This is a genomic window from Picosynechococcus sp. PCC 7003 (assembly GCF_001693255.1).
Classification (GTDB): domain Bacteria; phylum Cyanobacteriota; class Cyanobacteriia; order Cyanobacteriales; family MRBY01; genus MRBY01.
In genome coordinates this window covers 2,224,426-2,249,534 of the sequence record NZ_CP016474.1, presented here as the reverse complement: position 1 = coordinate 2,249,534, position 25,109 = coordinate 2,224,426, and the positions used below count along the sequence as shown (strand labels likewise).

Annotated in this window: 19 protein-coding genes and 2 tRNA genes; 9 read left to right on the top strand and 12 right to left on the bottom strand. The window is 51.1% G+C overall.

Going from position 1 to position 25,109, the window contains the following annotated elements; all coding sequences use genetic code 11:
- Positions 1 to 12: 12 nt before the first annotated feature.
- Positions 13 to 1,485, bottom strand: a complete 1,473-nt coding sequence (gene glgA / locus AWQ21_RS10790; protein ID WP_065714543.1) for a glycogen synthase GlgA — start codon at positions 1,483 to 1,485, stop codon at positions 13 to 15.
- A 269-nt stretch (positions 1,486 to 1,754) separates the two neighbouring features.
- Between glgA and AWQ21_RS10780 the strand changes: the two genes are divergently transcribed.
- Positions 1,755 to 2,612, top strand: coding sequence for an urease accessory protein UreD (locus AWQ21_RS10780; RefSeq protein ID WP_065714541.1), 858 nt, complete (start codon positions 1,755 to 1,757; stop codon positions 2,610 to 2,612).
- 202 nt (positions 2,613 to 2,814) lie between these two features.
- Here AWQ21_RS10780 and AWQ21_RS10775 read toward each other — a convergent pair whose 3' ends face one another.
- A complete protein-coding gene (locus AWQ21_RS10775; protein ID WP_065714540.1) occupies positions 2,815 to 3,489 on the bottom strand; it encodes an HAD-IA family hydrolase in 675 nt (224 codons plus the stop codon).
- Positions 3,490 to 3,495: 6 nt separating this feature from the next.
- Positions 3,496 to 4,677 (bottom strand): NAD(P)/FAD-dependent oxidoreductase, encoded by a 1,182-nt coding sequence (locus tag AWQ21_RS10770; RefSeq protein WP_065715314.1) that lies wholly within the window; start codon positions 4,675 to 4,677, stop codon positions 3,496 to 3,498.
- Positions 4,678 to 4,964: 287 nt separating this feature from the next.
- Between AWQ21_RS10770 and AWQ21_RS10765 the strand changes: the two genes are divergently transcribed.
- Positions 4,965 to 5,051: transfer RNA gene (locus AWQ21_RS10765), tRNA-Ser, on the top strand.
- 4 nt (positions 5,052 to 5,055) lie between these two features.
- Here the strand turns inward: AWQ21_RS10765 and AWQ21_RS10760 are convergent.
- A complete protein-coding gene (locus AWQ21_RS10760) occupies positions 5,056 to 7,437 on the bottom strand; it encodes a DUF3488 and DUF4129 domain-containing transglutaminase family protein (RefSeq protein ID WP_065714539.1) in 2,382 nt (793 codons plus the stop codon).
- Positions 7,438 to 7,625: 188 nt separating this feature from the next.
- Positions 7,626 to 7,697: transfer RNA gene (locus tag AWQ21_RS10755), tRNA-Asn, on the bottom strand.
- A 148-nt stretch (positions 7,698 to 7,845) separates the two neighbouring features.
- On the opposite strand from AWQ21_RS10755, the gene AWQ21_RS10750 reads away from it, so the two are divergent.
- From AWQ21_RS10750 to AWQ21_RS10740, 3 genes are all read left to right on the top strand, one after another.
- The gene (locus AWQ21_RS10750; protein WP_065714538.1) at positions 7,846 to 8,445 is read left to right on the top strand and encodes a sigma-70 family RNA polymerase sigma factor; all 600 of its coding nucleotides are present in this window, start codon (positions 7,846 to 7,848) and stop codon (positions 8,443 to 8,445) included.
- Positions 8,442 to 8,864: a hypothetical protein gene (locus AWQ21_RS16245; protein WP_157094742.1), complete on the top strand. Its 423-nt coding sequence runs from the start codon at positions 8,442 to 8,444 to the stop codon at positions 8,862 to 8,864. The genes AWQ21_RS10750 and AWQ21_RS16245 overlap by 4 nt, the downstream gene beginning before the upstream one ends.
- Before the next feature lie 103 nt (positions 8,865 to 8,967).
- Complete coding sequence (locus AWQ21_RS10740) at positions 8,968 to 9,441, top strand: Spy/CpxP family protein refolding chaperone (protein ID WP_198159638.1); 474 nt, start codon at positions 8,968 to 8,970, stop codon at positions 9,439 to 9,441.
- A gap of 3 nt (positions 9,442 to 9,444) precedes the next feature.
- Here AWQ21_RS10740 and AWQ21_RS10735 read toward each other — a convergent pair whose 3' ends face one another.
- The 3 genes from AWQ21_RS10735 to AWQ21_RS10725 all read right to left on the bottom strand — a co-directional run bounded on the left by AWQ21_RS10735 (position 9,445) and on the right by AWQ21_RS10725 (position 14,742).
- On the bottom strand, positions 9,445 to 12,390 hold the full coding sequence (locus AWQ21_RS10735; RefSeq protein WP_065714535.1) for a calcium-translocating P-type ATPase, PMCA-type: 2,946 nt from the start codon (positions 12,388 to 12,390) through the stop codon (positions 9,445 to 9,447).
- 203 nt (positions 12,391 to 12,593) lie between these two features.
- Positions 12,594 to 13,577, bottom strand: a complete 984-nt coding sequence (locus tag AWQ21_RS10730; RefSeq protein ID WP_065715313.1) for an ATP-binding cassette domain-containing protein — start codon at positions 13,575 to 13,577, stop codon at positions 12,594 to 12,596.
- A gap of 37 nt (positions 13,578 to 13,614) precedes the next feature.
- On the bottom strand, positions 13,615 to 14,742 hold the full coding sequence (locus AWQ21_RS10725; RefSeq protein ID WP_232314957.1) for a septal ring lytic transglycosylase RlpA family protein: 1,128 nt from the start codon (positions 14,740 to 14,742) through the stop codon (positions 13,615 to 13,617).
- 400 nt (positions 14,743 to 15,142) lie between these two features.
- On the opposite strand from AWQ21_RS10725, the gene AWQ21_RS10720 reads away from it, so the two are divergent.
- Positions 15,143 to 17,392, top strand: a complete 2,250-nt coding sequence (locus tag AWQ21_RS10720) for an ATP-dependent helicase (protein WP_065714534.1) — start codon at positions 15,143 to 15,145, stop codon at positions 17,390 to 17,392.
- Here AWQ21_RS10720 and argC read toward each other — a convergent pair.
- From argC to AWQ21_RS10705, 3 genes are all read right to left on the bottom strand, one after another.
- Positions 17,389 to 18,447, bottom strand: coding sequence for an N-acetyl-gamma-glutamyl-phosphate reductase (argC, locus tag AWQ21_RS10715; protein ID WP_065714533.1), 1,059 nt, complete (start codon positions 18,445 to 18,447; stop codon positions 17,389 to 17,391). The two genes, AWQ21_RS10720 and argC, sit on opposite strands and share 4 nt — an antisense overlap.
- A gap of 136 nt (positions 18,448 to 18,583) precedes the next feature.
- Positions 18,584 to 18,838, bottom strand: coding sequence for a hypothetical protein (locus AWQ21_RS10710; RefSeq protein ID WP_065714532.1), 255 nt, complete (start codon positions 18,836 to 18,838; stop codon positions 18,584 to 18,586).
- Positions 18,839 to 19,676: 838 nt separating this feature from the next.
- Entirely contained in the window at positions 19,677 to 20,972 is a 1,296-nt protein-coding gene (locus AWQ21_RS10705) for a PAS domain-containing sensor histidine kinase (RefSeq protein ID WP_065714531.1), read from the bottom strand.
- Between the two features lie 138 nt (positions 20,973 to 21,110).
- On the opposite strand from AWQ21_RS10705, the gene AWQ21_RS10700 reads away from it, so the two are divergent.
- Genes AWQ21_RS10700 through pyrC form a run of 3 tightly spaced genes read left to right on the top strand, consistent with a single transcriptional unit; the run spans position 21,111 to position 24,050 of the window.
- Positions 21,111 to 22,061, top strand: coding sequence for a branched-chain amino acid ABC transporter permease (locus AWQ21_RS10700; RefSeq protein WP_065714530.1), 951 nt, complete (start codon positions 21,111 to 21,113; stop codon positions 22,059 to 22,061).
- A 1-nt stretch (position 22,062) separates the two neighbouring features.
- Positions 22,063 to 22,959: a branched-chain amino acid ABC transporter permease gene (locus AWQ21_RS10695; RefSeq protein WP_065714529.1), complete on the top strand. Its 897-nt coding sequence runs from the start codon at positions 22,063 to 22,065 to the stop codon at positions 22,957 to 22,959.
- A gap of 56 nt (positions 22,960 to 23,015) precedes the next feature.
- Positions 23,016 to 24,050 (top strand): dihydroorotase, encoded by a 1,035-nt coding sequence (pyrC, locus tag AWQ21_RS10690; RefSeq protein WP_065714528.1) that lies wholly within the window; start codon positions 23,016 to 23,018, stop codon positions 24,048 to 24,050.
- Here pyrC and AWQ21_RS10685 read toward each other — a convergent pair.
- Complete coding sequence (locus tag AWQ21_RS10685; protein ID WP_065714527.1) at positions 24,047 to 25,075, bottom strand: hypothetical protein; 1,029 nt, start codon at positions 25,073 to 25,075, stop codon at positions 24,047 to 24,049. The genes pyrC and AWQ21_RS10685 overlap by 4 nt on opposite strands.
- Positions 25,076 to 25,109 lie beyond the last annotated feature (34 nt).

Below are 25,109 nucleotides of genomic sequence, written 5' to 3'. Positions count from 1 at the left end.
ACTAAGCACTGATTAGGCACGGATAAACTCGTAGAGATCGATGTATTCATTGCCGGGGTTGTTCCAGGAATAGTCATATTTCATCCCCTGGATTTGTAGCTTTCGGAATTCTTCGGGGTACACCGTATATAAACCAATGGCCCGTTCCATGGCTGATTCAAGGGCGTGGTTATCTGTTTGGTAAAAGACATAGCCATTGCGCTCTTCGGGGGGATGCTTGTCGTCGTGATCCCGGTCAAATACGGTACTGACGAGGCCACCGACACCCCGGACAATGGGCACCACACCGTACTTAAGGGCGATGAGTTGGGTCAGACCACAGGGTTCATAGTTACTGGGGACTACCAGCATATCGGCCCCAGCATAGATCATGTGGGACAGTTCTGCGTTGAAGCCTAGCTCAATGTGACAGTTGGGGTTGTCGTTGAGGTGGAATTTTTCGTGCCAGAACCAGGAATTGATTGACCCTTCGGTGGCAGACCCAAGGAGGACAAATTGCGCCCCCCGGTTGAGGGCATAGTACATGGCATGGTGAACTAAATGCACGCCTTTTTGGTCATCGAGACGGCCAATGTAGGTGATGATCGGTCGGTCATTGTCTTCCAGTAAAAGGCGATCGCGTAGGGCTTTTTTGTTTTTTGCTTTATTTTCGAGGCTATCCCAACCGTATTGCAGCTCGATATTGTGGTCTACTTCTGGGTTCCAAGTACTGTAATCGATGCCGTTAAGGATTCCCTTGAACTTGTCTTGGTGGAGGTGGAGGGTATGGCTGAGGCCGCAACCAATATCGGTGTAGTGGGCTTCCCAGGCGTGGTGGGGCGAAACGGTGGTCACCGCGTTGGCATAGACAATGCCCCCCTTCATGCAATTCAAGGCAAAGGGATTAAAGTTATCCCGGAGGCGATCATAGTGGAAATAGTAGCCTTCATTATTGAGGCCCGTTGCCCACAGTACGTCAGCACCGACGATCCCTTGATGTTTAAAGTTATGGATGGTGTAGCACACCCGTTGATTCCACAGGCCATGCCACTTATACATTTCAAAGAGCATTACTGGGACAAGACCGGTTTGCCAGTCATGGCAGTGGATAATGTCGGGACGTTTGTTGGATTTTTGTAAAAATTCGAGGGCGGCCTTGCTAAAGAAGGCAAAACGCATGTGGTCGTCTAAGGCGCCATAAAAAAAGCCCCGACTGAAAAAGTTATCACCGGAGTGGGGTTCGATAAAGAAACATTGTTGGCCGTGAACCCAACCATAGAAGACAGTGCAGTGAACCGCGCCGCCAAACCAGGGTACCCACAGATCCCGATAGGCTTCGTGCATCCCCCAAATATGGTCATAACGGAGACAATCATATTTGGGCAAAATAATTTCAACACAATGACCGCGTAGACTAAGCTCGCGGCTGAGTCCGTAAACCACATCTCCGAGTCCACCTACTTTCGCGACGGGGGCGCATTCCGAAGCAATCTGGACGATGTACATAGGGACTCCTTTATGTTTCTGAAAGAATGGGAAATTCGTGAAAATTTTTTCAAAGATAAAGCATCTGTCTGTGAGCAGCAACTATACGGAGACGGAAGTTTGATTAGGATTCTTGAGGTTTGTTTGTCCCATTGTTTTGGGAACAAAATATTTGGCGATCGCCGTTGTGACTTCCCAGATCAGTGGGATGATCGAGAAAAGAGACCGCTGTTGGGGGCTGTTTTGGCGGCAATTTTTAGTTCCCCTAATCCCATCAATTTCAGACAAAAATGCAAGATCAACAACAGGTGATTCATAAAGCGCAGCCCTGGCACGGCAAGGTGGGCTTAATCTACGGGCAGCGTCAGGGCAAGACGGAAATGCAACGCTGTTTTACCCAGGCGCCCTTTCGGATTCAGCGGCCGTTTTATCCGGAGGGCGATCGCATTTGTCACACGGTATTGCTCCATACGGCGGGGGGCATTGTTGGGGGCGATCGCCTATCTTTAGATCTCGAACTGCAACCGGAAAGTCATGTTTTCCTCACAACAGCAGCAGCCAACAAAATTTATCGCACCAACGGGGAAACGGCGCGGCAGGATGGGGTGATTAATCAGGCACCGGGCAGTATTTTGGAATATTTTCCCCAGGAGATGATCGTTTTTGACGGAGCGGAATATCACCAGAGCTTTCGGATCAATCTAGCCCCAAGGGCGGTGTGGTGTGGCTGGGAAATTCTCCGGTTTGGGCGCACGGCCCGGGGCGAGAAATTTATCTCCGGTAACTGGCGGGGGATGACAGAAATTTGGCAGGGGGACGAACTGCTCTGGGGCGATCGCCAATGGCTACCAGGAAACCCAGAGGTCTTCGCGGCTTGGAATGGTCTCAATAATCAGCCGGTGGTGGGGAGTTTGGCCTTGGTGGGTTTAGAAGTTAGCGAGGCTCAAATTAGCGAGTTGCGGCAAACCATGGCAGTTCTTCAGAAAGGTTTGGGTGGAATCACACAATTACCGAAAGGTGTTCTCTGTCGCTACCGGGGCCACTCCAGCACGGAAGTAAAACGCTGGTTCATTAGCCTCTGGCAAAATTGGCGATCGCTCTATTCCCCGCAACCACCAGTTATGTCCCGCGTCTGGCAAACCTATTGACCAACATTCTCCCCTTTGAGGGGAGTTAGAGGGGTGTCCCTTGAGGGAGGTAGTTGACCCTCTCCTAACTCAATTTCAGATTGAACATACTCAAGCGCTCTGTCAGTGTCCCTTGAGGGAGGTAGTTGACCCTCTCCTAACCCCTCCCACGGAGGGGAACCAGAAAGATCTCCCCCTGGGGGGAGCTAAAGGGGGGTGGGGGTTAAGGCTGGCGACTGTAAGGAAAAGGCTGATCCCGTTCGATAAGGTGAGCTTGCATCCCCAATCGTTTTGCTGCTTCATAATCTTCCAGGCGACTGTCTCCGATGTGGAGCGCTTCCTCTGGTTGACAATCATGTTTGGCAAGGGCTGTCTGGAAAATTTTAGGGTCTGGTTTTGCCACCCCCGTTAGGGAGGAAATGGTCACACTCTGGAAATAGGAGGCTAGTTCTAAGGCATCTAACACCTGTAACAGGCGGGAGTCAAAATTTGAAATCAAACCCAACTCAATGCCCTGGGCATGCCAAGCCTGCACCGAAGCCAAAGTTTCCGCGAAAATAAACCAGGGTTCTGCCGTTGCAAAATGCTGATACAAATCCGTAAAAAAAGCACGAAAATCGGGAAATTGATCAATTACTCCCGCAGTATTAAACGTTTCCTGGGCGATCGCCTCCCACCAAAGAAATTCCTGTTTCGGGATCAACTCAGCACCAATATTCGGAAAGGCGGGGGCCGGTTTATGTTTAAAGGATTGGCGAAACCCTTGTTCCAAGCGATCTGGATCTGCGCTGACACCGTGGCGTTGGGCAATTTTGGCATAGGTCGCCCCAACTCCATCTCTGACCCCAAAGAGGGTTCCGACTGCATCGAAAAAAATGACCTTCGGCTGTGTTTCCATGAATTTTCACTTTGCTGACTGAGCCAATAATTTTGCGAGGGGTTGCACGAGCCAATTGAGCCCCACCTGCACTTGATGTTCCCAGGTGGGCAAACGGTAGAGATAAACCAAGCGACGAGCCACGTGGGCGAGATTACCTTCGAGTTCGAGGCCCAAACCGCTGAGGGTGGCATTATTTTCGCCGAGGGTGAGCATTTCACCGAGATTAAAAAACTTAAAGGGCAACAGAGGCTTATTTGTAATCAGGCTCCGTAGGTTCCAGGCGCACACATCGGCCTGCTGAATCGCCACCTGGGCTGTCATAGGTAAGGTTTCGTCTGTCTGGGCAACATCCCCAAGGGCGAAAATGTTGGGATGGTCTTGGAGCTGTAATTGAGCATTGGCCTCTAGTTTGCCATTGTCTGCGTGGGGGAGGGCGAGATCCTTCACCCAAGGGGCGATCGCCGTTCCGCCAGTCCACAACACGAGGTCAGCGGGAATGGTATCCACTTCTCCTTTGTAGCGCAGGCTGAGGCTATCGGCGGTGACTTCGGTGACTTCCGTGGCGTAGTCTACCCAAATCCCCCGTGCTTCCAGGGCTTCTTTGGCAGCCTGTTGGTTGAATTTGGGGGCATTTTTTAGGATTTCATCGCCGCGATCAATGATTCGTAGTCGCCCGCGATCACCCAAGCGATCCGCCAATTTACAGGCCAATTCCACGCCACTGTAACCACCTCCAACAATGGCAATGCGAATTTTTTCCGCTGCACTGGTTTCCAAGGCCCGCAATTTTTCCTTGAGGCAGAGGGCATCATTGAGGGTTTTAAAAGGTAGGGCGTATTCCTTGATCCCAGGCAAATCCACAAATTTTGTTGTCCCCCCAGCAGCAATCACCAGGTAGTCATAGGTGATTTGGCGATCGCCACAGACTACAGTTTTTTGCTCCGGGTCAATGGTTTGTACTTGGGCTTGGACAAATTTCACCGGGCCATGACGCAACAACTCCGTGTAGGTGGGAGCCACTTCCCAGGGCTGCATTTCCTCAGTGATCAGTTCGTAGAGGAGGGGACTAAAAACAAAATGATCCTGGCGATCGATTAAAGTGATTTCTGGCCGTTGGGAGGTTTCCCAAGGAAATTGCAACAGACGGAGAGCCGTGTAGAGTCCGGCGAAACCGCCGCCGATAATGACGATGTGGGGCTGACTCATGGAGAAATAAAAGGTGAGGGCGGGCAACGTCTAACTATTGTGCCTTAATTTTTCGGTCGAGGGGGCCAGCCTTTGGGCAATAAAAAACCGCCACTGGGGGGGACGGTCTAGCTTGATAAGCAATCGGAGGGTATTGCTAACCTAGCGCGGGGATCACTAGGGAAATGTAACCTTTTTAACTTCTTTGGCTTTTTTTTGTTTATTTTGAATGTAAATGACTTTTGGATTCTTTGCGGCAATCGGACTAGCCAAGACCCTAAATTGTGCTTAGAATAGTCTAGGCCCCTGGAGAGGTGGCAGAGTGGTTGAATGCGGCGGTCTCGAAAACCGTTACTGGGGCAACTCAGTCGGGGGTTCGAATCCCCCCCTCTCCGTTTTTTAAGATCGACCCCGATAAAAGGAGCGCTGCAGGCGTTTGAGCTGCTGCTTGAGGTAATCCGTATTGGCTGGCTGTTCACCATAGCGCCAGTTGACATAGGCTTCGGTCAGTTCCGTTAAAATTTCTAGGGTTTCGGGACGGTATTGCTGTTGGATCGCCCGCAAAAATTCCCAGGGAGTTTGAGTCCGTTGTTTCTGGTGCCCTTTATTTTGGAGCAGTAAGAGCATCTGTTGATAAAGCTGTTCCATCATGGGTAATTGGGCAAAACGTCGCCGCTGGAACCAACTACGAATTTGCTTAATGACAAACCAGCCGCCCATGCTGGCAATGACAACGGCGATCGCCCCGGTAACCGCCCCAACGAGACCACTAGAAACAAAGCCCCACAATCGCGAAACCACATAGCCCAGGATTTTAAGGGTCGTAAACCAAAGCCCCTCAAAGAAGCCAAGGATCGGCGACGGCACCCAACCGGCAACCCAGCGCCAAAACGATCTCAATACGCCAAAAGCACCGCTATCTTCAAAGGAAGGCGGGACAACCTCATAGCCCGGTAAGGGGTTGAACGCAAACCAACCCTGGCCCGGAAAATAGGCTTCGGTGACAGCATGGGCATCGGTGTTGTGGACGAGATAATAACCCGTAAATGGATTAAAATCCCCCTGGTCAAATCCTGTCGCAAACCGGGCTGGAATCCCAATAGAACGCAACATAATTGTGAGGACTGTCGCGTAATGATCGGCGTAGCCCCCTTTGTATTTAAACAAGAAGGCTTCAACGAGGTCTTCATCTTCTGCGAAGAAGGGAATTTCTTGGGCCTGGGGGAAACGCTGTTTCAAACCTTGGGCGAGGTAGAGAGCCTTTTCGTAGGGGGAAGTAATCGGGCTATTGGCTTGGGAAAGAATCTCCTCCGCCACGGCCTGTACCTCTGCTTTTAGTGCTGGGGGAACATCTAAATATTTCTCCGTGATAAAGGGCGGATAATCAGTTCCTGCTGCTGCCAATTGCGTCCGGTTACGATAGGGCACTTTAGAGACAGCGGTATAGGTTAAGCCTTCTAAAAGTCCCAAAGGCGATCGCAAATTGCCCTCTGGATCTTGACCAATCTCCGCCGTTGGAAAATAAAGTTCCGTCGGATACTGCATCGCCGGGACAATATTGGGCAAAGACAACACGGCGGTATAGCTCTGGATAATTCTTTTCTTTTCGACTTGGTTAGGAATAAAAGGCGTCAGGAAAAAACGACCCGCCCACCGAGAACGCTCCGTGAGTTGCAAATCATCGGCATTGGTGACTTCCCAGCCCTGGCCTGTATATCGGTCAAAGGACATCACGCGCCAAAAACCAGGAGCCTGCGATCGCACCCGCATCACCAGCACCTTTTCCATCTCCCCCCGGAGATTTTGATTAATTTTGCTATTGAAACCGTAATACTGGGTTTTATCGAGTTCCCCCTGACCTTCGCTGGGGCTGCTTCCTTCGCCAGTGCCCGGACTATTTCCAAAAGTTGCCCCATCGGTATTTTCACTCCCTTCACCGCCAGGATTTTCGTAACCAGGATTGACTAAGCTGAGGTTGGTGGGACTGAAACGTTCATTTTCAGGGGCATCGGCGGGCAAACTCACAGGCAAGGTGCTGAGCTGATAGCCAGGGAAACGGGGCATGATGCTAAAGAGTCCCAAGCCTAATACCAGCGTAATCCCTAAAATTGCCCCCAGGCGCTTGGGTGACAGGGGAGAATTTTTTAGCAGATCAGCGCGGCCTTTACGGGAACTGGAGCGCTGCGGCCAAAGAATTGTCTCCAAACCCGCTAGACCGAGACGTGAACGGTAGTCTAAAACTAAAACTGGGAGGGCGATCGCCAAAAATAAAATTAACCAGGGCGCAAAGGTTAGCGTTTGAGAAACGGTGCCAGCCACCCCTAGCAAAATGAGACCAATCACCATCGAATACCCTAGGTCTTTCCGGCGAGGCAAATCAAAGCTGTGGAGAATTTGCAGTTGAATGAGAAGCTCTGCTAGCACCAAGCGAGTATCGTTTAAATTGGCATACAAATTTCGGAAAAAGAGCAACAACATGCCCAACATGCCGATGGCAATAAAAAATTTCGCCCCCACATTCGCCTTCTGACGGTTCTGCCAACTCCAGACTCCCCCCAGGAGCGTTAAGGGCACCGCTAAAACACTGATTGGCCAGCCAAACCAGATCATATTGCCTTCTGAGGCCACATCCGTCGCAATAATGCCGACAACCACCAGTAGCTGCACCAAAGCCCGCAGAAGCGCAGAGTCTTCGCTCTGGGGTTTGGGAAAATTGCGAAATTGGGCCACTAGATCCGCAAAGGATTTCGGTTTAAGGCGTTGGGGAGAGGGAGATGTCATCGTGCTGTAGGCGGAAATCAAAAACCTTTTACTAGACTACCCCTATCCTTCGAATTCAGCATGAATCCCACTGAAGCCGTAAAGCAAAATAGTAACCTGTCAATCTTTTTAACTTAGGTATGAACCCATAGGATCCCAGATGATCTAGCTAGTGGGTTAATCAGCTAATCAGCAATTTAAACTTTGTACTCCCCAGGCAAGATTCGAACTTGCGACCAATCGATTAACAGTCGACCGCTCTACCGCTGAGCTACTGAGGATTGTGTGGAGCGTTGTCTTCCAACGGTTTAACATTGTAGCCACAGTTTTTGGATTTGGCAAGACCTTGATTCAAGTTTTTTTCTGAGCTGGTTGAACTTTTTGGGTTGAGGTTGAGTCTAAAGGGACGTGCGATGACTGGAGAGGGATATGCCCGATCAAGCTGTTGACCACCCTACTGCCATTTCGGATAGGGAATTGGTCTGTCTTTGCCAAGGAAAAATAGGGTCTATTCGGGGGCAACGCGATCGCCAAAGTTTCCGAATTTTGTACCGACGCTATCACCACAAGGTACGGTCTACCCTGTATCAACTCTGTGGGGTGGCGCTCTTGGATGATTTGGTTCAAGAGGTTTTTTTAAAGGCTTGGCAGGGGCTACCGCGCCTCAAAAACCCGGACTACTTTGCCACTTGGTTGTACCGCATTGCTTGGAATGTGGCGACGGATCAACGACGACGATTTGCAAAGCAGATGACCTTAATCACAGGCTTAGAGGCGCAAATTGGTGCGGTGGCAGATCCTGGGCCGGAGGGGCTGAGTCAAATTTATTATCAGGATTTGGTGCAGCGGGGTTTGCAATCGTTAAGCCTAGAGCACCGGGCGGTCTTGGTGCTCCATGATCTCAAGGATTTGCCCCAAAAAGAGGTGGCCGAAATTCTTGGGATTCCGCCAGGAACGGTGAAATCTCGTCTTCACCATGCCCGGCGATCGCTGCGTCAATTTTTAGAAGCCCAAGGAGTCAGTCTATGAATTTCCATGACCATGACAACTTAATCCGGTTTTTAAAAAACCATGAACCTTACGGGCCACCGCCACCAGCGGATCACGAAGACAGGCTGTTGGCGCGACTCAACCACACAGAACCGTCAAACTTGACAATCCCACCCCAGGGAAAATGGTGGTTTCCAGCAATGGTTGCTGCTGGGCTTGTGCTTGTGGTCGGCCACGGACAACTGCACCAGGAATTTGGGGCACTGCCAGAGGTGATGCCGCAACAGTATTGGGGGAGATCTGAACAACCCCAGCCAAAGGCGATCGCCGAGCGGGCCGATAAAGAACTAGAGGCTTTCCTCGAAGAGAGCTGGTCTTACTCCTTTGGGGAGCATCTCTATCAAGAACAGGAACTGTCCTACGAGTATGTTGATTTTGTGGTCGATACCTATCCTTAGATTTCTTAAAAAATATCCCTAAATACTGGGCCAAGGGTGTCCGATCAGAATCTGTGATTAGTTTTGGAGGTTAGTTTTAATCATGTTTAAAAAACAAGTATTGATGGCTTCTGCAGTAGCCCTCTCGTTGACGGGGCAAATGGCGATCGCCGACTCAACCACAACACTGACGAACTTCACGGCTTCACCAACACCAGTCCTCGTGAGCCAAGGAGATGATCGAGAAGCAGATCTCATTGACAAGCTCGATCTTAGTGCCGCTCAAAGACAACAAATCCAAGGGATCCGCGCCAACTACCGTAGTCAAATGGGGGCCAAACGGGCCGCAGTTCAACAGGCGAAAAATGCCATGCGGACATTAATGCGTAATAGCACCACCACCCGTAACCAATTGGAAGCTCAACATCGCACCATTACGAACCTACGCCAAGATTTAGCTAACCTTCATTTCCGGCAGATGTTAGACATTCGTGAGGTGCTTACCCCCGCCCAACGGGCAGAATTAGCCCAGCATATGGCCCAAAAACAGCAGAGTACTCGCTTCCAGCGGTGGCGGAGTTGGTTTGGGTGGCGGTAATAATCAGGATTTCTGGAGAGAACCTTGCACTTTGCGCCAAATTTCTCCGAGCCACAGCACAGCAGATGTCCCGCCGATGATCCACAGCCAATCGCGGTAAGTTAGGGGAACGGTGCGAAAGGCACTGCTGCCCCACTGCACCATCGCCACTTGACCGATAAAAATAGTGGCAATGATGGCGCTAAAGGCCGGGTTCTTTGAGAGCCCTGTAAAAGCAGAGATCGAAAGTCCAAAACAGCGGGCATTAAATAAATTCCACAGTTGCAGAAAGACAAAAATCGCAAAAAATACCGAAAGTTCATAGGTATTGATGGTGCCATCGCGCAGTTGATATTTCAAAATGCCCACCATCAGCACCAAGAATCCACACCCCAAAAAAGCAATTTGTTTGGCCATTGCCTCGGTGATGATAAACGCATCGGCTTGACGGGGCGATCGCTCCAAGACTTCTGGGTTGGGTGGTTCTGTGGCCAAGGCCAGGGCGGCAAAGGTATCCATGATTAAGTTTACCCACAGCATTTGGGTCACCGTTAGGGGGAGCTCGATACCAATGAATGGCCCTAAAAGGGCTGTCCCCAGGGCCACCACGTTAATGGTGAGCTGAAAGAGGAGAAATTTCTGAATATTTTCATAGAGCGATCGCCCCCAGAGTACTGCATTCACAATGCTGCTAAAGGAATCATCCAAGAGAATAATGTCACTGGCTTCCTTGGCGATCGCCGTACCACTCCCCATGGCAAGACCGACTTGGGCCTGTTTGAGGGCCGCCGCATCATTGGTGCCATCCCCCGTCACACCAACCACTTCCCCTGTTTGTTGGAGCAACTTCACCAAGCGTAATTTATCGAGGGGACAAGCACGGGAAAGAATTTTCAAGGACTTCACGGCTTCCCGGGCGGTGTCATCATCCATGGCGGCAAACTGCGGCCCCGTCAGATGAAAAGTTTCGAAATGTGCTTCCTCGCTTTGGTGCCAGAGGCCAATTTGTCGGCCAATTTCCCGGGCCGTTTGGGGGCTATCACCGGTGACAATTTTGACCTGAATACCTGCACGGAGACAGGCTTTAATGGCAGCGGGTACGTCGTCTCGCAGGGGATCAATAATCGCCAAAAAACCAAGCCATACCAAGTGCCGTTCGATCTCTGTGATTTTAAAATGCTTGAGATCCCCCAGGGGACGGTAAGCAAAACCCAGGGTCCGCATCCCTCGACTCTGGTGGGCTTGGAGAGTTTTGATGATCGAGGTTTGTTCAGTGAGAGGCACAACCCCAGCAGCGCTCAATTGATAATCACAATGTCGTAGTACCACTTCTGGAGCGCCTTTGACATATAAGACTTCTTCTTGCAAAATCGGTGATTTGCCGAGACTCGTCATGTACTTTTTTTCGGCAGAAAATGCTCCCTGGGAACTGAGGTCGAAATTGTAACGGTAGTCGAGGTAATCGAGGTTTTGCTGATCGAGCCAGAGTAAAAGAGCTCCTTCTGTGGCGTTACCAATGACCGTGGGCAGTGCTTGGGTGGCGTACTCTAGGTCAGCGGTACTGTTGGCGGCGATCGCCTCAGCGAGCACCTGACGAATATGGGTTGCTTGCTCCGGTTCCGCATCCACCAGCCCAGGAATACAGGTTTCATGGACATGCATTTGATTACAGGTCAGTGTCCCGGTTTTATCGGAGCAGATCACGGTGGTTGCGCCGATGGTTTCACAGGCATGCATCCGCCGCACCAGGTTATTTTCTGCGGTCATGCGCCGCATACTATAGGCCAAAGATAAGGTGACACTCATGGCCAATCCTTCCGGCACAGCCACCACAATAATCGTCACGGCCACCATGAAGTAATTGAGGAGGGCTAGCCCCACCTCTAGGGGAAGCCATTCTCCCACCGTAGGGGATAGCCAGCGGGTGGCAACACCATAGCCGAGGCTGCTTCCTAGCCAGAGGCTGCCCCCAAGCAACATTAAGGGGGTATTTTTCAGGGCCGCAGGGATCGGAAAATCTAAAACTTTGGGTAAAGCTCCCAAGCGTTTGAGTAGTTCTTGGCCATCTTCGAGTACCGGCAGCCATACGGGGGCTGACATCACGGCGATCGCCCCCAGTAAACAGGCCATGACATAGCCCTGGGATCCCGTCAGCATCAGTTCTTGGGTGAGGAGACCCCGGATAAGCAGGGCAATAAACGTCAAGAGGGCGACGGTTAAACCCACCACACCAATGGCTTTACTCAGGGTTTCGAGTTGTTGATTGAGGGGTGTATTGGGATCGTCCTCAACGGTGGCCACGGCTTGGGCTAACTTGCCAATTTCAGTGCGATCGCCGACGGCAATGACCTCACAAAAACCATGGCCCTGGGTGACGATCGTGCTGCGGTAGACACAATTAAACGGATAAGCAGACTGCTCGGCTTCCATTTCAAAAGGATCTGCTTGGGCCGATTTGCTAGCGGGTTCTGATTCCCCTGTGAGCTTTGCTTGATCGATATGGAGAGAAACACTTTCAAGAATCTTGGCATCGGCGGGAACTTCGTGGCCCTGTTCGATGTAGATAATATCGCCCACCACCAAATCCTGGCGCGGCAGACTGAGATATTGGGCTTCACGAATTACCTTAACCGTGACCTGATCATAAACATGGTTGAGGAGGGCAAATTCTTGGTTAGCTTTAAATTCATTGAAAAAAGCAATCACCGTGGCTAACAAAATCGCAACAATGATCCCCAGGCCCTCGGCATATTCCCCCCGCAATACCCCCACTGCGAGGGCCACCGCCGCCGCAATCATGAGGATGCGGATGACCGGATCAGTGAACTTCTCTAAAAAAAGTTGCCACCAGGGACGCCGCTGGGGCGGGGTTAAAACATTGGCGCCATATTCGGTACGATTCGCCTGAACTTGTTCGGCCGTCAACCCTGCATAGGGCAGATGGCGATCGCCTGGAGATGCAATAGTCATAGGTAGTAATGCTAGGAAAAGGCTGACCCTTACGGTAGTGGTCGCTACTTCTATCCCTATGGTAGGTTTCACCTTTTGGCCGGTGGGGCGGAACGTTAGAAAAATTTAGTCTCTGGTCGACTGCGCTGAGCCCTTTGTCCCCAGGAAATCATCCAGGCTCGCCAAAGGAAAAGATCACCGAAAAAAAATGCTGTACTTGATCACTAGGCGACGATACCTTCACTAAACACTCGCCCAATTACTTCCTCAACGGGAGGATCGTTAACGCTGAGATCGGCCACGGGTAAATTTTCTAAAATTTTGGCGATGCTCTGGGTCAAATTTTCTCGCTTTACCAAAAAGCGTACCGCTTGACCATCGATGTGTTCCACCTCCCCAAAAAAGCTCAGGGCCTCGCGGGAATAGGTTTCTGTGAGTTCGACCCGCACTTCTCGATAGGGGGCAAATTGATCAAGCAATCTCTCTAAATTGCCATCGTAAATTAGTTGGCCCTGGTAAATGAGCAATACTCGCTCACAGAGGGCCGTAATATCCGCCATGTAGTGGCTAGTTAAAAGAATTGTCGCCCCATAGCGCTGGTTGTATTCCCGCAGAAAGTCCCGTACCGCCACCTGGGCATTTACATCTAAACCAAGGGTCGGCTCATCCAAAAAGAGCACCTGGGGATGGTGCAATAGGGCAGCGAGCAGTTCCGCCTTCATGCGTTCTCCTAGGGAGAGTTTGCGCACGGGTTGGGTCAGTTTTCCCTCCAGGGAGAGCATCGTACTGAGTTCCTCTAGGCGTTCCTCAAAAACAGGTTCGGGAATGTCGTAGACGGCAGCATTGATGCGGAGGGAGTCGAGGGCAGGGAGATCCCAAAGGAGTTGTTGTTTTTGCCCCATGACCAGGCTAATTTGCTTGAGAAATGCCCGTTGTCGCTGAAAGGGAATCGCCCCCGCCACACGCACCACCCCCATGGAAGGATAAATTAGCCCCGTGAGCATTTTGAGGGTGGTGGTTTTTCCGGCCCCATTTGGCCCCAGAAAACCGACAATTTCGCCGGGTTCGATGGTGAACGAGATCTCTTCAACGGCTTTGATTTGTCGGTATTGCCGCTGAAAAAAGTGTTTGAGGGTTCCCTTAAAACCAGGTTGCTTGAGGGCGACGGGGTAGATTTTGCTCAGGGAATCGACTTCAATAATTGGCATGGTCAGGGAGCGGGCTTTGGCCGCACTCAAAATAGACCTAGATCATATCAGGGGCGATCACTTCTGGTTCGGGGGATTTTGGTTCCATGATTGTGGCTTTGTAGGGAATGACGCCTGTTTCTACGCTATTGAGACAGCGGGCGGCACCGAGGGACAAATCCAGGCTCCGGGGCGGAATATAGGGGCCACGGTCATTGAGACGAATGATCACACTACGGTTGTTGTTGAGGTTAGTGACCTTGAGGTAAGTATTCAGGGGCATCGAAGGGTGGGCCGCCGTCAGAGCGTATTGGTCGTAGGTTTCCCCATTGGCCGTCAGGCGACCGTGGAAGTAGGGGCCATACCAGGAGGCAAGTCCTTCGAGGGATTGACCCGTTTCTTCGAGCTGGTACATTTGCTGCTGGGCGGTGACCATATCCAGGGCCGGAACACCGAGGGCAAGGCGGAGATTATTGGCCCATTGGATTGCAAGGATCTCATGGTTGAGAACGTCCTCATGGGTAATCGTTTCGTCAACAACCAAAAGAATATCGTCACCAAAGGCGATCGCCGGTTTGTCTTGGTGCAATGTCGGGGTGATCGCCGTGGGTTGAAATTCTGCCATTGCCGTTAATTGTTCGAGGCGTTGGGCCAATCGTTCCGCCTGCTGTTGGGAGCGAATGGTAGCAACGGGCTTATTCTGGAGCCAGAGTTGATGGCTTTGGGGGTTTGTGGCGGGGCGGTCTGGGTCGTAGCTAATAAGCTGTGCCCCAGAATCAGAAGCAGTTTGGGATATTGCTTCAGGTGCAGGAACCACCGCGACGAGGGGGGCAGCGGCCATCGGCGCTTCTAACTGGAGTAGAGAATCGAGGCCCAGACTTTGGGTAAATCGCTGAAATAAATTAAAGGCCCACCACTTAGAGACTTGGGGCGTGAGTTGTTCCGGGTTTGTATCGGCCACGAGTTTCGCCTCTGGGGCCTTGTCCAGGGCACTCGCTAAACGGCATAGGGGATTTTCGGCGAGGGTTTCCCGTTGGGCCTTGAGGCTCACTGTTTTGACTTGATCGGGACTGGTGGCGATCGCCTTACTTTGAAATGGAGCGAGATTAACGGCTGCCGTGCCGAGGCCCATTACCAGGGAGGCTCCCAGGGTGGATAATAATCCTGTGAATTTCGGTAAATGCATACAGAATAAAAAGAAAAGCTAAAAATCACGGACGGCACCCGTCGTTCCGGTGAGATGATCTAAAAACTGGGTTTTAGGTGCCGCGTTACATTGCAGGTCCATCAGATAAATTGCTCTATGTTTTATAGCCCATGAATTTCCCTAAAAAGTTGGCATTGATCGATAATTCTGGGCAAAATTAGCAGGAAAACTCTCCCGCCGTTATCCCCTAAAATTCCGCCAGCGCTTACTGTGAACACCTTTAGGCACCGCGAGGAAAACCTCTGGTTAACACGACATTATGATTTCTTATTTAATGCCTTTACTAATGTAAAAAATCACCATTGATAACGAAAGCTAATTTAAAATCCTGATATTTTGTTCGTTCTGCGACAAAACGCCCAGGCAGTCAGTGAGACCTATGAACCACCTTAGTGTGCATCAACAGCAATTTTTAACGCAATTGGCCGCTGGCCTCCGCCCTGGTCAAGAGGCTTTGGCTCAATGGCAGTCTGGACAAATGGCGATCGCCGCCGTTCCTGGTTCCGGAAAATCCCATGCTCTGGCTGTTGCCGCCGTCCTCACCCTTGCTCGGCAGTCTTTGTACCATGGCCAACAGTTAGTCATTGTGACCTTTACGCGAGCCGCTGCCGAGGGCATTAAGCAAAAAATTCTAACCCACCTCAAGGCCGCCCAATTGCCTGTTGTGGGTTTTTCGGTACAGACGATCCATGGTTTAGCGTTGCAAATTGCCAGTCGGCACCCGGAGGTTTCGGGCGTTGATCTAGATAGTCTTTCTCTCCAGGATATTCCTGCTAATCACCCCATTCTTCGCACTGCTGTTGAGCAGTGGATTCAAACCCATGGAGAACGATATGAACGCCTTTGCCAGGGGGCACGCTCTGATCAAGAAAAAACGGAACAACTGCGCCGCCGCTTTGCCCTCAGCACAGAAATTTTGCCCCACCTCGCCCATACGGTGATCCACGAAAGCAAAAGTTCTAATCTCTCGCCCCAGGCCGTGGCCCAACTGGGAGAAACCCTGGAGGATCCCTACCAATCCTTGGCGATCGCCGCTGGCATTTATCAGAATTACCAACAACTGCTTCAGCAAAACAATGTCCTCGATTACGACGATTTGGTGTTGGGAGCCATTCGCGTTCTGCAACAACCGGAGTTACAGCAATATTGGCAGGGACAAATTTACGGGATTTTTGAAGATGAGGCCCAGGATTCTAGTCCCCTCCAAGAGCAACTGATCCGCCTCCTGGCCACGGTCCCCCAGTCTGGGGAATGTAACCTCGTGCGGGTGGGCGATCCAAATCAGGCGATCAACTCCACCTTTACCCCCGCTGATCCGTTCTATTTCAATCGCTTTTGTCAGGCCGTGAACTGTGCCGAAATTCACTATGCAGGTCGTTCTAGTCTGCCGATTATTACCGCAGCAAATCAAATGCTCCACTGGGCCAGCCATACCCTTTCGCCGCCGGATCGGTTTGCGTTTCGCTGGCAGGAAATTTTTCCGGTGCCCAACCATGACCCCCAAAGGAATGCTAATCCTGATCCTGTTGGCGCGGGGGTAGAACTCCATTACCCAAAGGATATTTACGCGACGGTGCAACAACTTGGCGATCGCCTCGAAACTTTATTAACCGCGAACCCAGACCACAGTGCAGCAATTCTCGTGCGCAAACAACGCCAGGCCAAATTTGTCATTGAGCAATTAAGGGAGCGATTTCAGCCAACCACGATTCGCCTTTATGACGCCCGCAGTGGTAATGATGCCAATCATCTAGTGCTGGAGCTTTATCAAATTCTGCGGTTTCTGGAACGGCCCCACTCCCCTGACTGCCTCAAGGGGGCCCTGGATGTTTTAGGCGATCGCCAAAAAATCCCTACTCAAGATCTGGCTCGTCTAGCCACCTATCCAGAACAATTTCTCTACCCAGGCCCCCTCGATCCAGCCCTCTCCTCTGACCCAGCCCAGGCGGCCCAAACCCTCTGTGTTCAATTGCTCCAGGCCCGCTGGCAACTGCCCCATTACCAGCTACTACCTTTTTTGGCGATAGCCCTAGACTATAGCGATGTCGAACTCGCCACGGTGCAAAAACTCGCCGAACGCATCGCCCAACAAACCCAGGGTCAAAAAAATCTCCGCCAGACCCTCGACGTCTTAGAGATGCTTCTCCGGGATGGTTTTGAAGGCATTGAACTCGACACAGACGCCCGCTACACTCGCCCGCAGCAAATTACGGTGATCACCATGCACAAGGCAAAGGGATTAGATTGGGACTATGTGTTTATTCCCTTTTTGCACAACTCCGAAATTCCCGGCACGAGTTGGGTACCCAGCGGGGCGCAATTTCTCGGTGATTATAACCTTGCAGAAGTCGCCCGGGCCCAAATTCGCCATTTTGTCCATGGCCAAGACCAGGGGCGATCGCCAACGGCACCAGCTACCATTTCGACCCTTTGGCAAGAAGCCCAACAGCTTAAAATCGAAGAGGAATACCGACTCCTCTACGTGGCCATGACCCGCGCCAAACGTCTCCTGTGGCTTTCTGCGGCTAAACAAGCTCCCTTTTCCTGGAGCACCTTCAAACCCCACCAGAGTTCATTGCAGTCCCAGGAACCTTGTCCGATTTTTGCCGTTTTACAAAAGAAGATTTAAGGATAAAACGCCAACTGAGGTAAGCCCGCCGTTTCTTCCCAGCCCAGCATGATATTCATACATTGGACGGCTTGGCCCGACTGCCCCTTGAGGAGGTTATCAATGGCGGACATCACAATCACGCGGCCCGTGCGGTGGTCTACCTCAACGCCTAAATAGCAGAGATTTGTGCCACAGGCCCACTTCGTCTGGGGATAGACACCGTTGGGTAAAACCTCAACACAGGGAGCCGCCCGGTAAAAAGCACTATAAATTGTCAATAAATCATCGCGCACCAAACCAGGATCCCGGAGAGTCGCATAGACCGTCGCCAGAATGCCCCTGGGCATCGGGATCAGGTGGGGAGTAAATTGAACGCGAATATCTTGGCTGGCGAGTTTACTACAAATTTGTTCAATTTCTGGGGTATGGCGATGGGAAGCGACACCATAGGCCCCTAGGGAAGCATCGGCTTCAGCTAAGAGTAAATTAATTTTTCCTTGGCGGCCCCCGCCAGAGGTTCCAGATTTGGCGTCAATAATCGCAGTTTCTGGCTGAATCAAACCCTGTTTGAAGAGGGGGGCCAAGGCTAAGAGGCTGGCGGTCACATAACAGCCAGGGCAGCCCACCAGTTGGGCGCGGCGAATGTCGTCCCGGTAGAGTTCTGGCAGACCATAAACGGCGATCGCATTCGTATCTTGGTCGGTGCGTTCTGTCTTATACCAAGCTTGATAGGTGTCGAGATCCTTGAAGCGATAGTCAGCCGAAAGGTCAAGGACTTTACAACCCCGTTCGAGCAGTTGGGGTGCAAGGTTACAGGCCAAACCATTGGGTAGACCGAGAAAAACCACCTGGCAGCGACTGGCAATCACATCGAGATCAATGGGCTCGACGATCATTTTGATGCGGTGGCCAACGTGGGGATAAAGTTCTGCGTAGGGTTTTCCGGCGCTGCTATTCCCACCCAGATAGGTCAGCTCCACTTGGGGATGATCACTCAGCAGACGAACGAGTTGCATCCCACCATAGCCCGACGCGCCGACAATCCCGACCGAAACCTTTTCCGAACTGCTCATAAATTCTGCTACTACCTGAACATTGCCTAGGGGCGATCGCCCTTGTTGGCTGCAATTGTACAGGGAAAAGCAAAAGACAACCGATTTAATTTTGAGTCATCACCATGGCCTCGAAAAACCGCCGCTCAGTCCGCCCCTAAACCAAGCGACACAGTTGATCTTGGTGGAGCACAACTTCCCCTTGGGATGGCAGCCAAGCGACCCAGGACTGTTCCCCATGGGGACATAACAAAAGCGCATATTCTTCTTCGGCGATCGCCTCAGGGGTTTGGGCTAACTTGACCCAATCACTATTTGCTTGGGCTGGCGCAAAAGCCGTGTCAAAGGGGTGTTCCCTTGTGTTAAGGCAGTAGCGAATACTAGATAAATCAAGGGAAGGGGTGCGTTGCATCAGAATCTTCTCCGAGGTGAGCGTTGGAAAACAGAAAATAAATGATTAGTCATTCTAATCACTGCAATGTTTGTATTTAATGATACAGAAAATATTCCAAAAATCAGGAGGTGCCACAGAAATTTACGGAGTGTTGCCTAGGGATTATCGCGCCAAGATCCGCTTATTTGCCCTCATGATTAAGTACAAATGAACAATGATTTATCCTAGAAGTAATAGTCATCATTGTGGACATAGATCAGTTTCTTTCGCCCCTCAAAAAACCTTGCCCCGGAAATTCCCCCTTGAATTGAGGGGGGGGTTAGATGTTAGGATGAAACCGGATAGAGATAATTAAATTTTTTAAAACCTTAGTTTTCTACACAGAGCAATAACCCCTTAAGCCCCAGTGAAACGCCATTGAGTCAATGCTTTTGGGATTTCCCCTTAAGTGGGTTGATCTATTTTAGATCTTATCTTATTCGAGAAAACACGGCCTAATTTTGGCATTTGTTTTCCTTAAGTATGTGTGTAGAAAGCGAAGAATGGGAATATTAAAGCTGTAAAGAAAAGCGCATAAAAGTCTCGGGTTGATCCCTTCGGGGCAAACCTGGGGACCCAACGTGATTTCCAGTTGTAATTTCGGATTATGGGGAACAAAAAAGCAATTTTACCTGTGGCATAAAGAGTGACCACCGGAAAAGTTAGTGCTTCGGAATGCAACTTTTAGCTGTAGTTGATTGTCTCTGTCCAGCACAGAGAGACACCATTTAGTTCAGATATGTGGGGGAAGATCATATGCCAGTACAAATTTATTTCTTGATCGTTGTTTATCTATTCACGATCCTGTGGGAGAAAATCAAATATCAAGATCCTCATTAGGCAGTTGCAGCGGTAGGGTGAAGGTTAGCCAGGCCCCTCGGTATTTTGGGTGATTGCAGGCAGTAATTTTTCCGCCGTGGGCCGTAATAATTTGCTGCACGATTGCAAGGCCCAGCCCACTCCCCTGGCGCAAATCGGCATTATCTCCTGGTCTTGTTCTCGCTTGGTCGCCTCGGTACAAGCGCTCGAACACAAAGGGCAGGTCTTCTGGATCGAAGCCAACGCCTTGATCAATGACTTCTACGGTCACGAAGTCTGAATCGGCTTTGGGGGGGGAGAGAGTAACAAAAATGGCTTCCCCAACGGGATTGTATTTAATGCTGTTGTCAAAGAGATTAAGAAAAACTTGGGTGAGGCGATCGCCATCGGCGGTCATTTTTAATGTGTCTGGCCCCTGGTATTGTCGCGTGACCTGTTTTTGTTGGGCGAGGGGGGCCAGGGTTTCCCAAGCGTTGTTGATCAGCTGCACCAGATCAAAAGTTTGGTAGCTCAGTACCTGGTGGGGATGGGATTCTAATCGACTCAATTCTAGCCAGTCCTGGACAAGGTAAAACAAACGATTAATTTCTTTCAGAATTTGACCAGCCCATTTCAATTCCAAACCCGTTAGCCGCTGTTCTAGGGTTTCGGCGAGGAGCCGCATCGCCGTGAGGGGCGTCCGGAGCTCGTGGGTGAGATCGGATAATAATTTTTCTTGGGAACGCTTCAGCAGATGAATCGGCTCTTGGTTCTCCAAAAAGACCGCCACATCACCACGACTTAAAGGGATGGTGCTGCCCCGCAGGTGAACCGGTTGGTTAGGGCCATCGGCACGGGTTTGGGCATCATGGCTCGGAAAAAATTCCCATTCTTGACTTTGGGCGGTACGGGTGCTGCGGGTGGCCTCGATGAGTTGGTCTAGCTCGTAGGAACGCACCAATTCCAATAGGAGACGAATTTGTCCCGGTTGCCAACGATTTAAGCACAGCAACTGTCGCGCTTTTGGGTTACACAAAATCAGTTGATTATCCATATCAACCCGCAGATAACCAAAGGGGGCATTTTCGATGACCCGATACCATTGGTCTAATTCTGTCTGGAGTTTTTGTTTTTCTTCGTAGAGGCTTTTTAGCTCCCGGCGGAGAGAGGACAGGGGCGCAAAAAGAAGCTCATCGCTGGGATGTTCACCGTAGGAGTAAAGCATTTGCCGGACTTGTTGCTTTTGGCGCTGTTGCCAGGTGAAGCAAATAATGCCTGCTGTGCCACAGCCAATGATGATCGGAATCCAAATCATGCTTCGATACGGGTGCTTTTGGCGATCGCCGTTACTTGCTAGGGGTTACTCAGGGTGATGGCGTGGAGAATGGGGCAGGACTTTCCCATTGGTGGTATTACTATTTAGAAACCACCGTGCCGTTCCTCGCCTGACAACATGGATCTTACCCTGTTCCTCCAGCAACTTCTCAATGGTCTTTCCATTGGTAGTGTCTACGCGATTTTTGCCCTGGGTTATACCCTCGTTTTTTCGATTCTTGGCATTATTAATTTTGCCCATGGGGCGATTTTTACCCTAGGTGCTTACTTTACCTATCTTTTTGTCGGGGGACAATTTGGGTTCAATGGGTTTTTAGCCCAGGTGAAATTACCCTTTGCCCTGCCCTTCGGTTTAGCCTTATTAATCGGGTGTGGCCTCGCGGGCTGTGTGTCGGTGTTATTGGAATGGCTCGCTTTTCGCCCCTTGCGCCAACGGGGCGCCGATCCCCTCCTGAGTCTGGTGTCCAGCTTGGGGGCCGCAGTGGTTATTGTCAATGGGATTCAGCTGTTGGTGGGTGCAGAAATCTATACGTTTCCGGCGGATATTTATGGTGGTTTACCGGAGTCAATTAACTTCGGTTCCCCAGAGCAACCTATTTTGATCCGGACGGTACAACTAATTATCTTGGTGGTGTCTGCACTGGTTGTGACTTTGCTGACCTACGGCATGACCCAGACGAAATTTGGGAAAGCGATCCAAGCGGTGGCAGAGGATAGTACGACCGCCAGCCTGTTAGGAATTAATACGGAACAGGTGGTGCGGGTGACGTTTTTTATTAGCGGGGCCTTGGCGGGACTAGCCGGAACGTTGGTGGGGTCTAGTGTGAGTATTGCGGGGCCTTATTTCGGCATTAGCTATGGCCTGAAGGGATTGGGGGTAATCGTCCTGGGGGGCCTAGGGAATATTCCGGGGGCGGTGCTGGGCGGTTTAATTATCGGCATGGCAGAAGCGTTTATTCCAGCGGATTTTTCGGGGTATCGAGAGGCGATCGCCTTTGCGTTACTGTTTGGGATGTTGCTGCTCCGGCCCCAGGGTCTATTGGGCCAAAAAACGATTCAAAAGGTGTGAGATGGCGACATTTTTGAGTACCTACGGCTATTTGATCGTCTCGACTCTCCTGGGGGCGCTGTTGGGGATCTCGGTTTACTTGCCATTGATGGCGGGGCAGCTTTCTCTGGCGACACCGGGTTTCTATGCCCTGGGGGGTTACATTGCGGCGATCCTCTCGACCCAGGCGATCGCCTTTACGGGGACAACCTTTCCACTGCCTTGGCTCCTGGGGGAAATGGCCCTGGCGGGATTCGCCTCTGGGATTGTTGCCCTGATCATTGGGGTGCCCGTGCTGCGGTTACGGGGAATTTATTTGGCGATCGCCACCATTGCCCTCGTCGAAATTGTCCGGGTATTGTCGTTAAATTTGCCCATCACCGGAGGGGCCGTGGGAATTTTTGGCATTCCCCAACCCTTTCCCAGTCCCCTGGGTTATCTGTGGTTGGTGGGGCCGTTGCTAATCATTGTGGGCGTTTTGGTGTGGCGTCTGGAAAATACCAAGGTGGGCCGCGCCTTTAACGCCATTCGTGAGGATGAACTCGCCGCCAGTGCCATGGGCATTAACCCGACCCAGTATAAAGTTTTAGCCTTTGTGTTGGGGGCCATTTTAGCGGGGATTGTCGGGGCGATCGCCGCTCATTTTCTCAACACCTGGAATGCCCGCCAAGGAACCTTTGATGCCAGCATTACCTACCTTGCCTTTGTGTTGGTCGGGGGTAGCCGTACCTTTTTGGGGCCAATCTTGGGGGGCATTGTCCTTACGGCGCTCCCGGAAGTATTGCGAGGTCTAGGGGATGCCCGGTTAATTTTCTTCGGTTTGCTGTTGCTGCTGGGCACGATTTTCTATCCCCAGGGTTTCATCACCCCAGAACTGCTTCGCCGTTGTTTACCTGCTGCCCTGAAGCCTAAAATCTAGTTTTTGTCGTGAAATCTCCGCTTTTTCCCCTCATTTGACCAATTTATCTTGAAATAATGGAAACACTCACCCTTACCCGCCCCGATGACTGGCACTTGCACCTCCGGGATGGTGCAGCCCTCAAAGCTGTTTTACCCGATACAGTGCGCCAATTCGCCCGGGCTATCGTTATGCCTAATCTCAAGCCCCCGGTGCGTAGCGTTGCCGATGCCGCCGCCTACCGCGATCGCATTTTGGCGGCCATTCCTGCAGGGCAAACCTTTGAACCGTTGATGACTCTTTACCTGACGGACAATACCAGTCCCGCCGAAATTCAGGCCGCGAAAGCATCAGGGTTTGTCAAAGCAGTGAAATATTATCCCGCTGGGGCAACGACCAATTCAGACTTTGGCGTGACGGATATCCGCAACTGTGATGCGGTGTTTGAGGCGATGCAAGCGGTTGATCTGCCCCTGCTGCTCCATGGGGAGGTAACGGATCATCGAGTGGATGTGTTTGACCGGGAAAAAGTTTTTATCGAAACCTACCTCTGTCCCCTTAAGGAACGCTTTCCGCAGCTACGGATCGTTTTAGAGCACATCACCACCAAAGATGCAGTGGAATTTGTCCTCTCTAGCGATGAAAAAGTGGCGGCGACGATTACCCCCCAGCATTTGTTGTTCAATCGCAACAGTATTTTCCAGGGCGGCATTCGCCCCCATTTCTACTGTTTACCGATTTTGAAACGCGAGACCCACCGGGAAGCCCTGCTAGCAGCGGCGACCTCTGGTAATCCCAAATTTTTCCTCGGCACCGATAGTGCGCCCCATGGCCGCGATCGCAAAGAAAGTGACTGCGGTTGTGCGGGGTGTTATTCGGCGCTCCATGCCCTGGAGTTATACGCCACAGTGTTTGAAGAAGCGGAAGCCTTGGATCTGCTCGAGGGTTTTGCCAGTTTCTATGGGCCAGATTTCTACCAACTGCCCCGTAATACAGAAAAAATTACTTTAACGAAAACCCCCTGGCAGATTCCCGCTGAGTTGCCTTTTCCGGAATCGAGTTTGGTGCCCCTCTGGGCTGGTCAGGAATTAACCTGGAAATTTACCCCTTAGGGATTTTCGTACCAACTAGCACGCCAGGCGGCCTCTGCTTCGGCGATCGCCAAATCCTGTTTCGCCTTTTGGTAATACTTTTGCAAATTACGAAGCTTATCCACCTGTTCCCGGAGCCGACGGCGCTGGGCTGAAACCCCTGGTTCCGTAAACTCAACTTCTGAAACTTTGAGGTGCACAGCCGTTAGGTGGGTACGGTGCTTCCGCTTTTTCTTTTTCTTACCCAGTTCAGCTTCGATGACGACGTTTACCAGATGGCTCGGCATCTGACCGCCATGCTGTTGATTGTCGGCTTGGATCGCCATATCGAGGACAGTGGTTGGAATATTTTCCGGGAGAATTTTAGCGTCTTGGAGCTGGTGATTGACTGCTTGGGACGTTTGGTTGAGGGTACGCCGGATACGTTTTTCAATGGTTTTGCACCATTCCAGCCAATAGTCTGGGCTATTTTCGTCGGTGGAGACTTCTACCGGAGACCCTTGCATCATTTCGGCTAAACTGTCGGCGATGCGCTCTGCCAACTGGGACAATTCTCGCCGCTTTTCCTTGTCTGCGAGTTGGGGGGGCAGTTGATCCGCTTGATCTGTTTTTTCTTCTAGTTGATCATCGGTGGCGATCGCCTGATCGAGGCTTTCAAACACTTCAAACAATTCTTGATCGAGATCCTCGGTATTTTCCATGTCCCCAGCATCAACGAAAAATTCGGCCATCACTTCCGATTCCGCTTCGCTCGGCTGCTCCTCTGGATCCGTGAGGAGGGTGTGTAGGCGGGTCTGGAGATCGATTCCCAGTTGGCGCAGTTCCTGTTGCAGGGCTTGCCGTTGACTATGGGAGAGTTGCAAAAATTTTTGGGGATAAATCTGAGTGCAGAGTTGGTAACTGGCGAGAACCAATTGACGTTTGAGGCTATCTCCGAGGCAATTGAGGTAATCGCCATAGGCGCTGGTCAGGGCTTCCCGTACCCCCACCACCCGCTCACTAATGGTGGCTAAATCTCGACGAACCTGTTCAATTGCTTTGACCATTCACTTCCTAAATCTTAATGGTGTACGGGTGTCC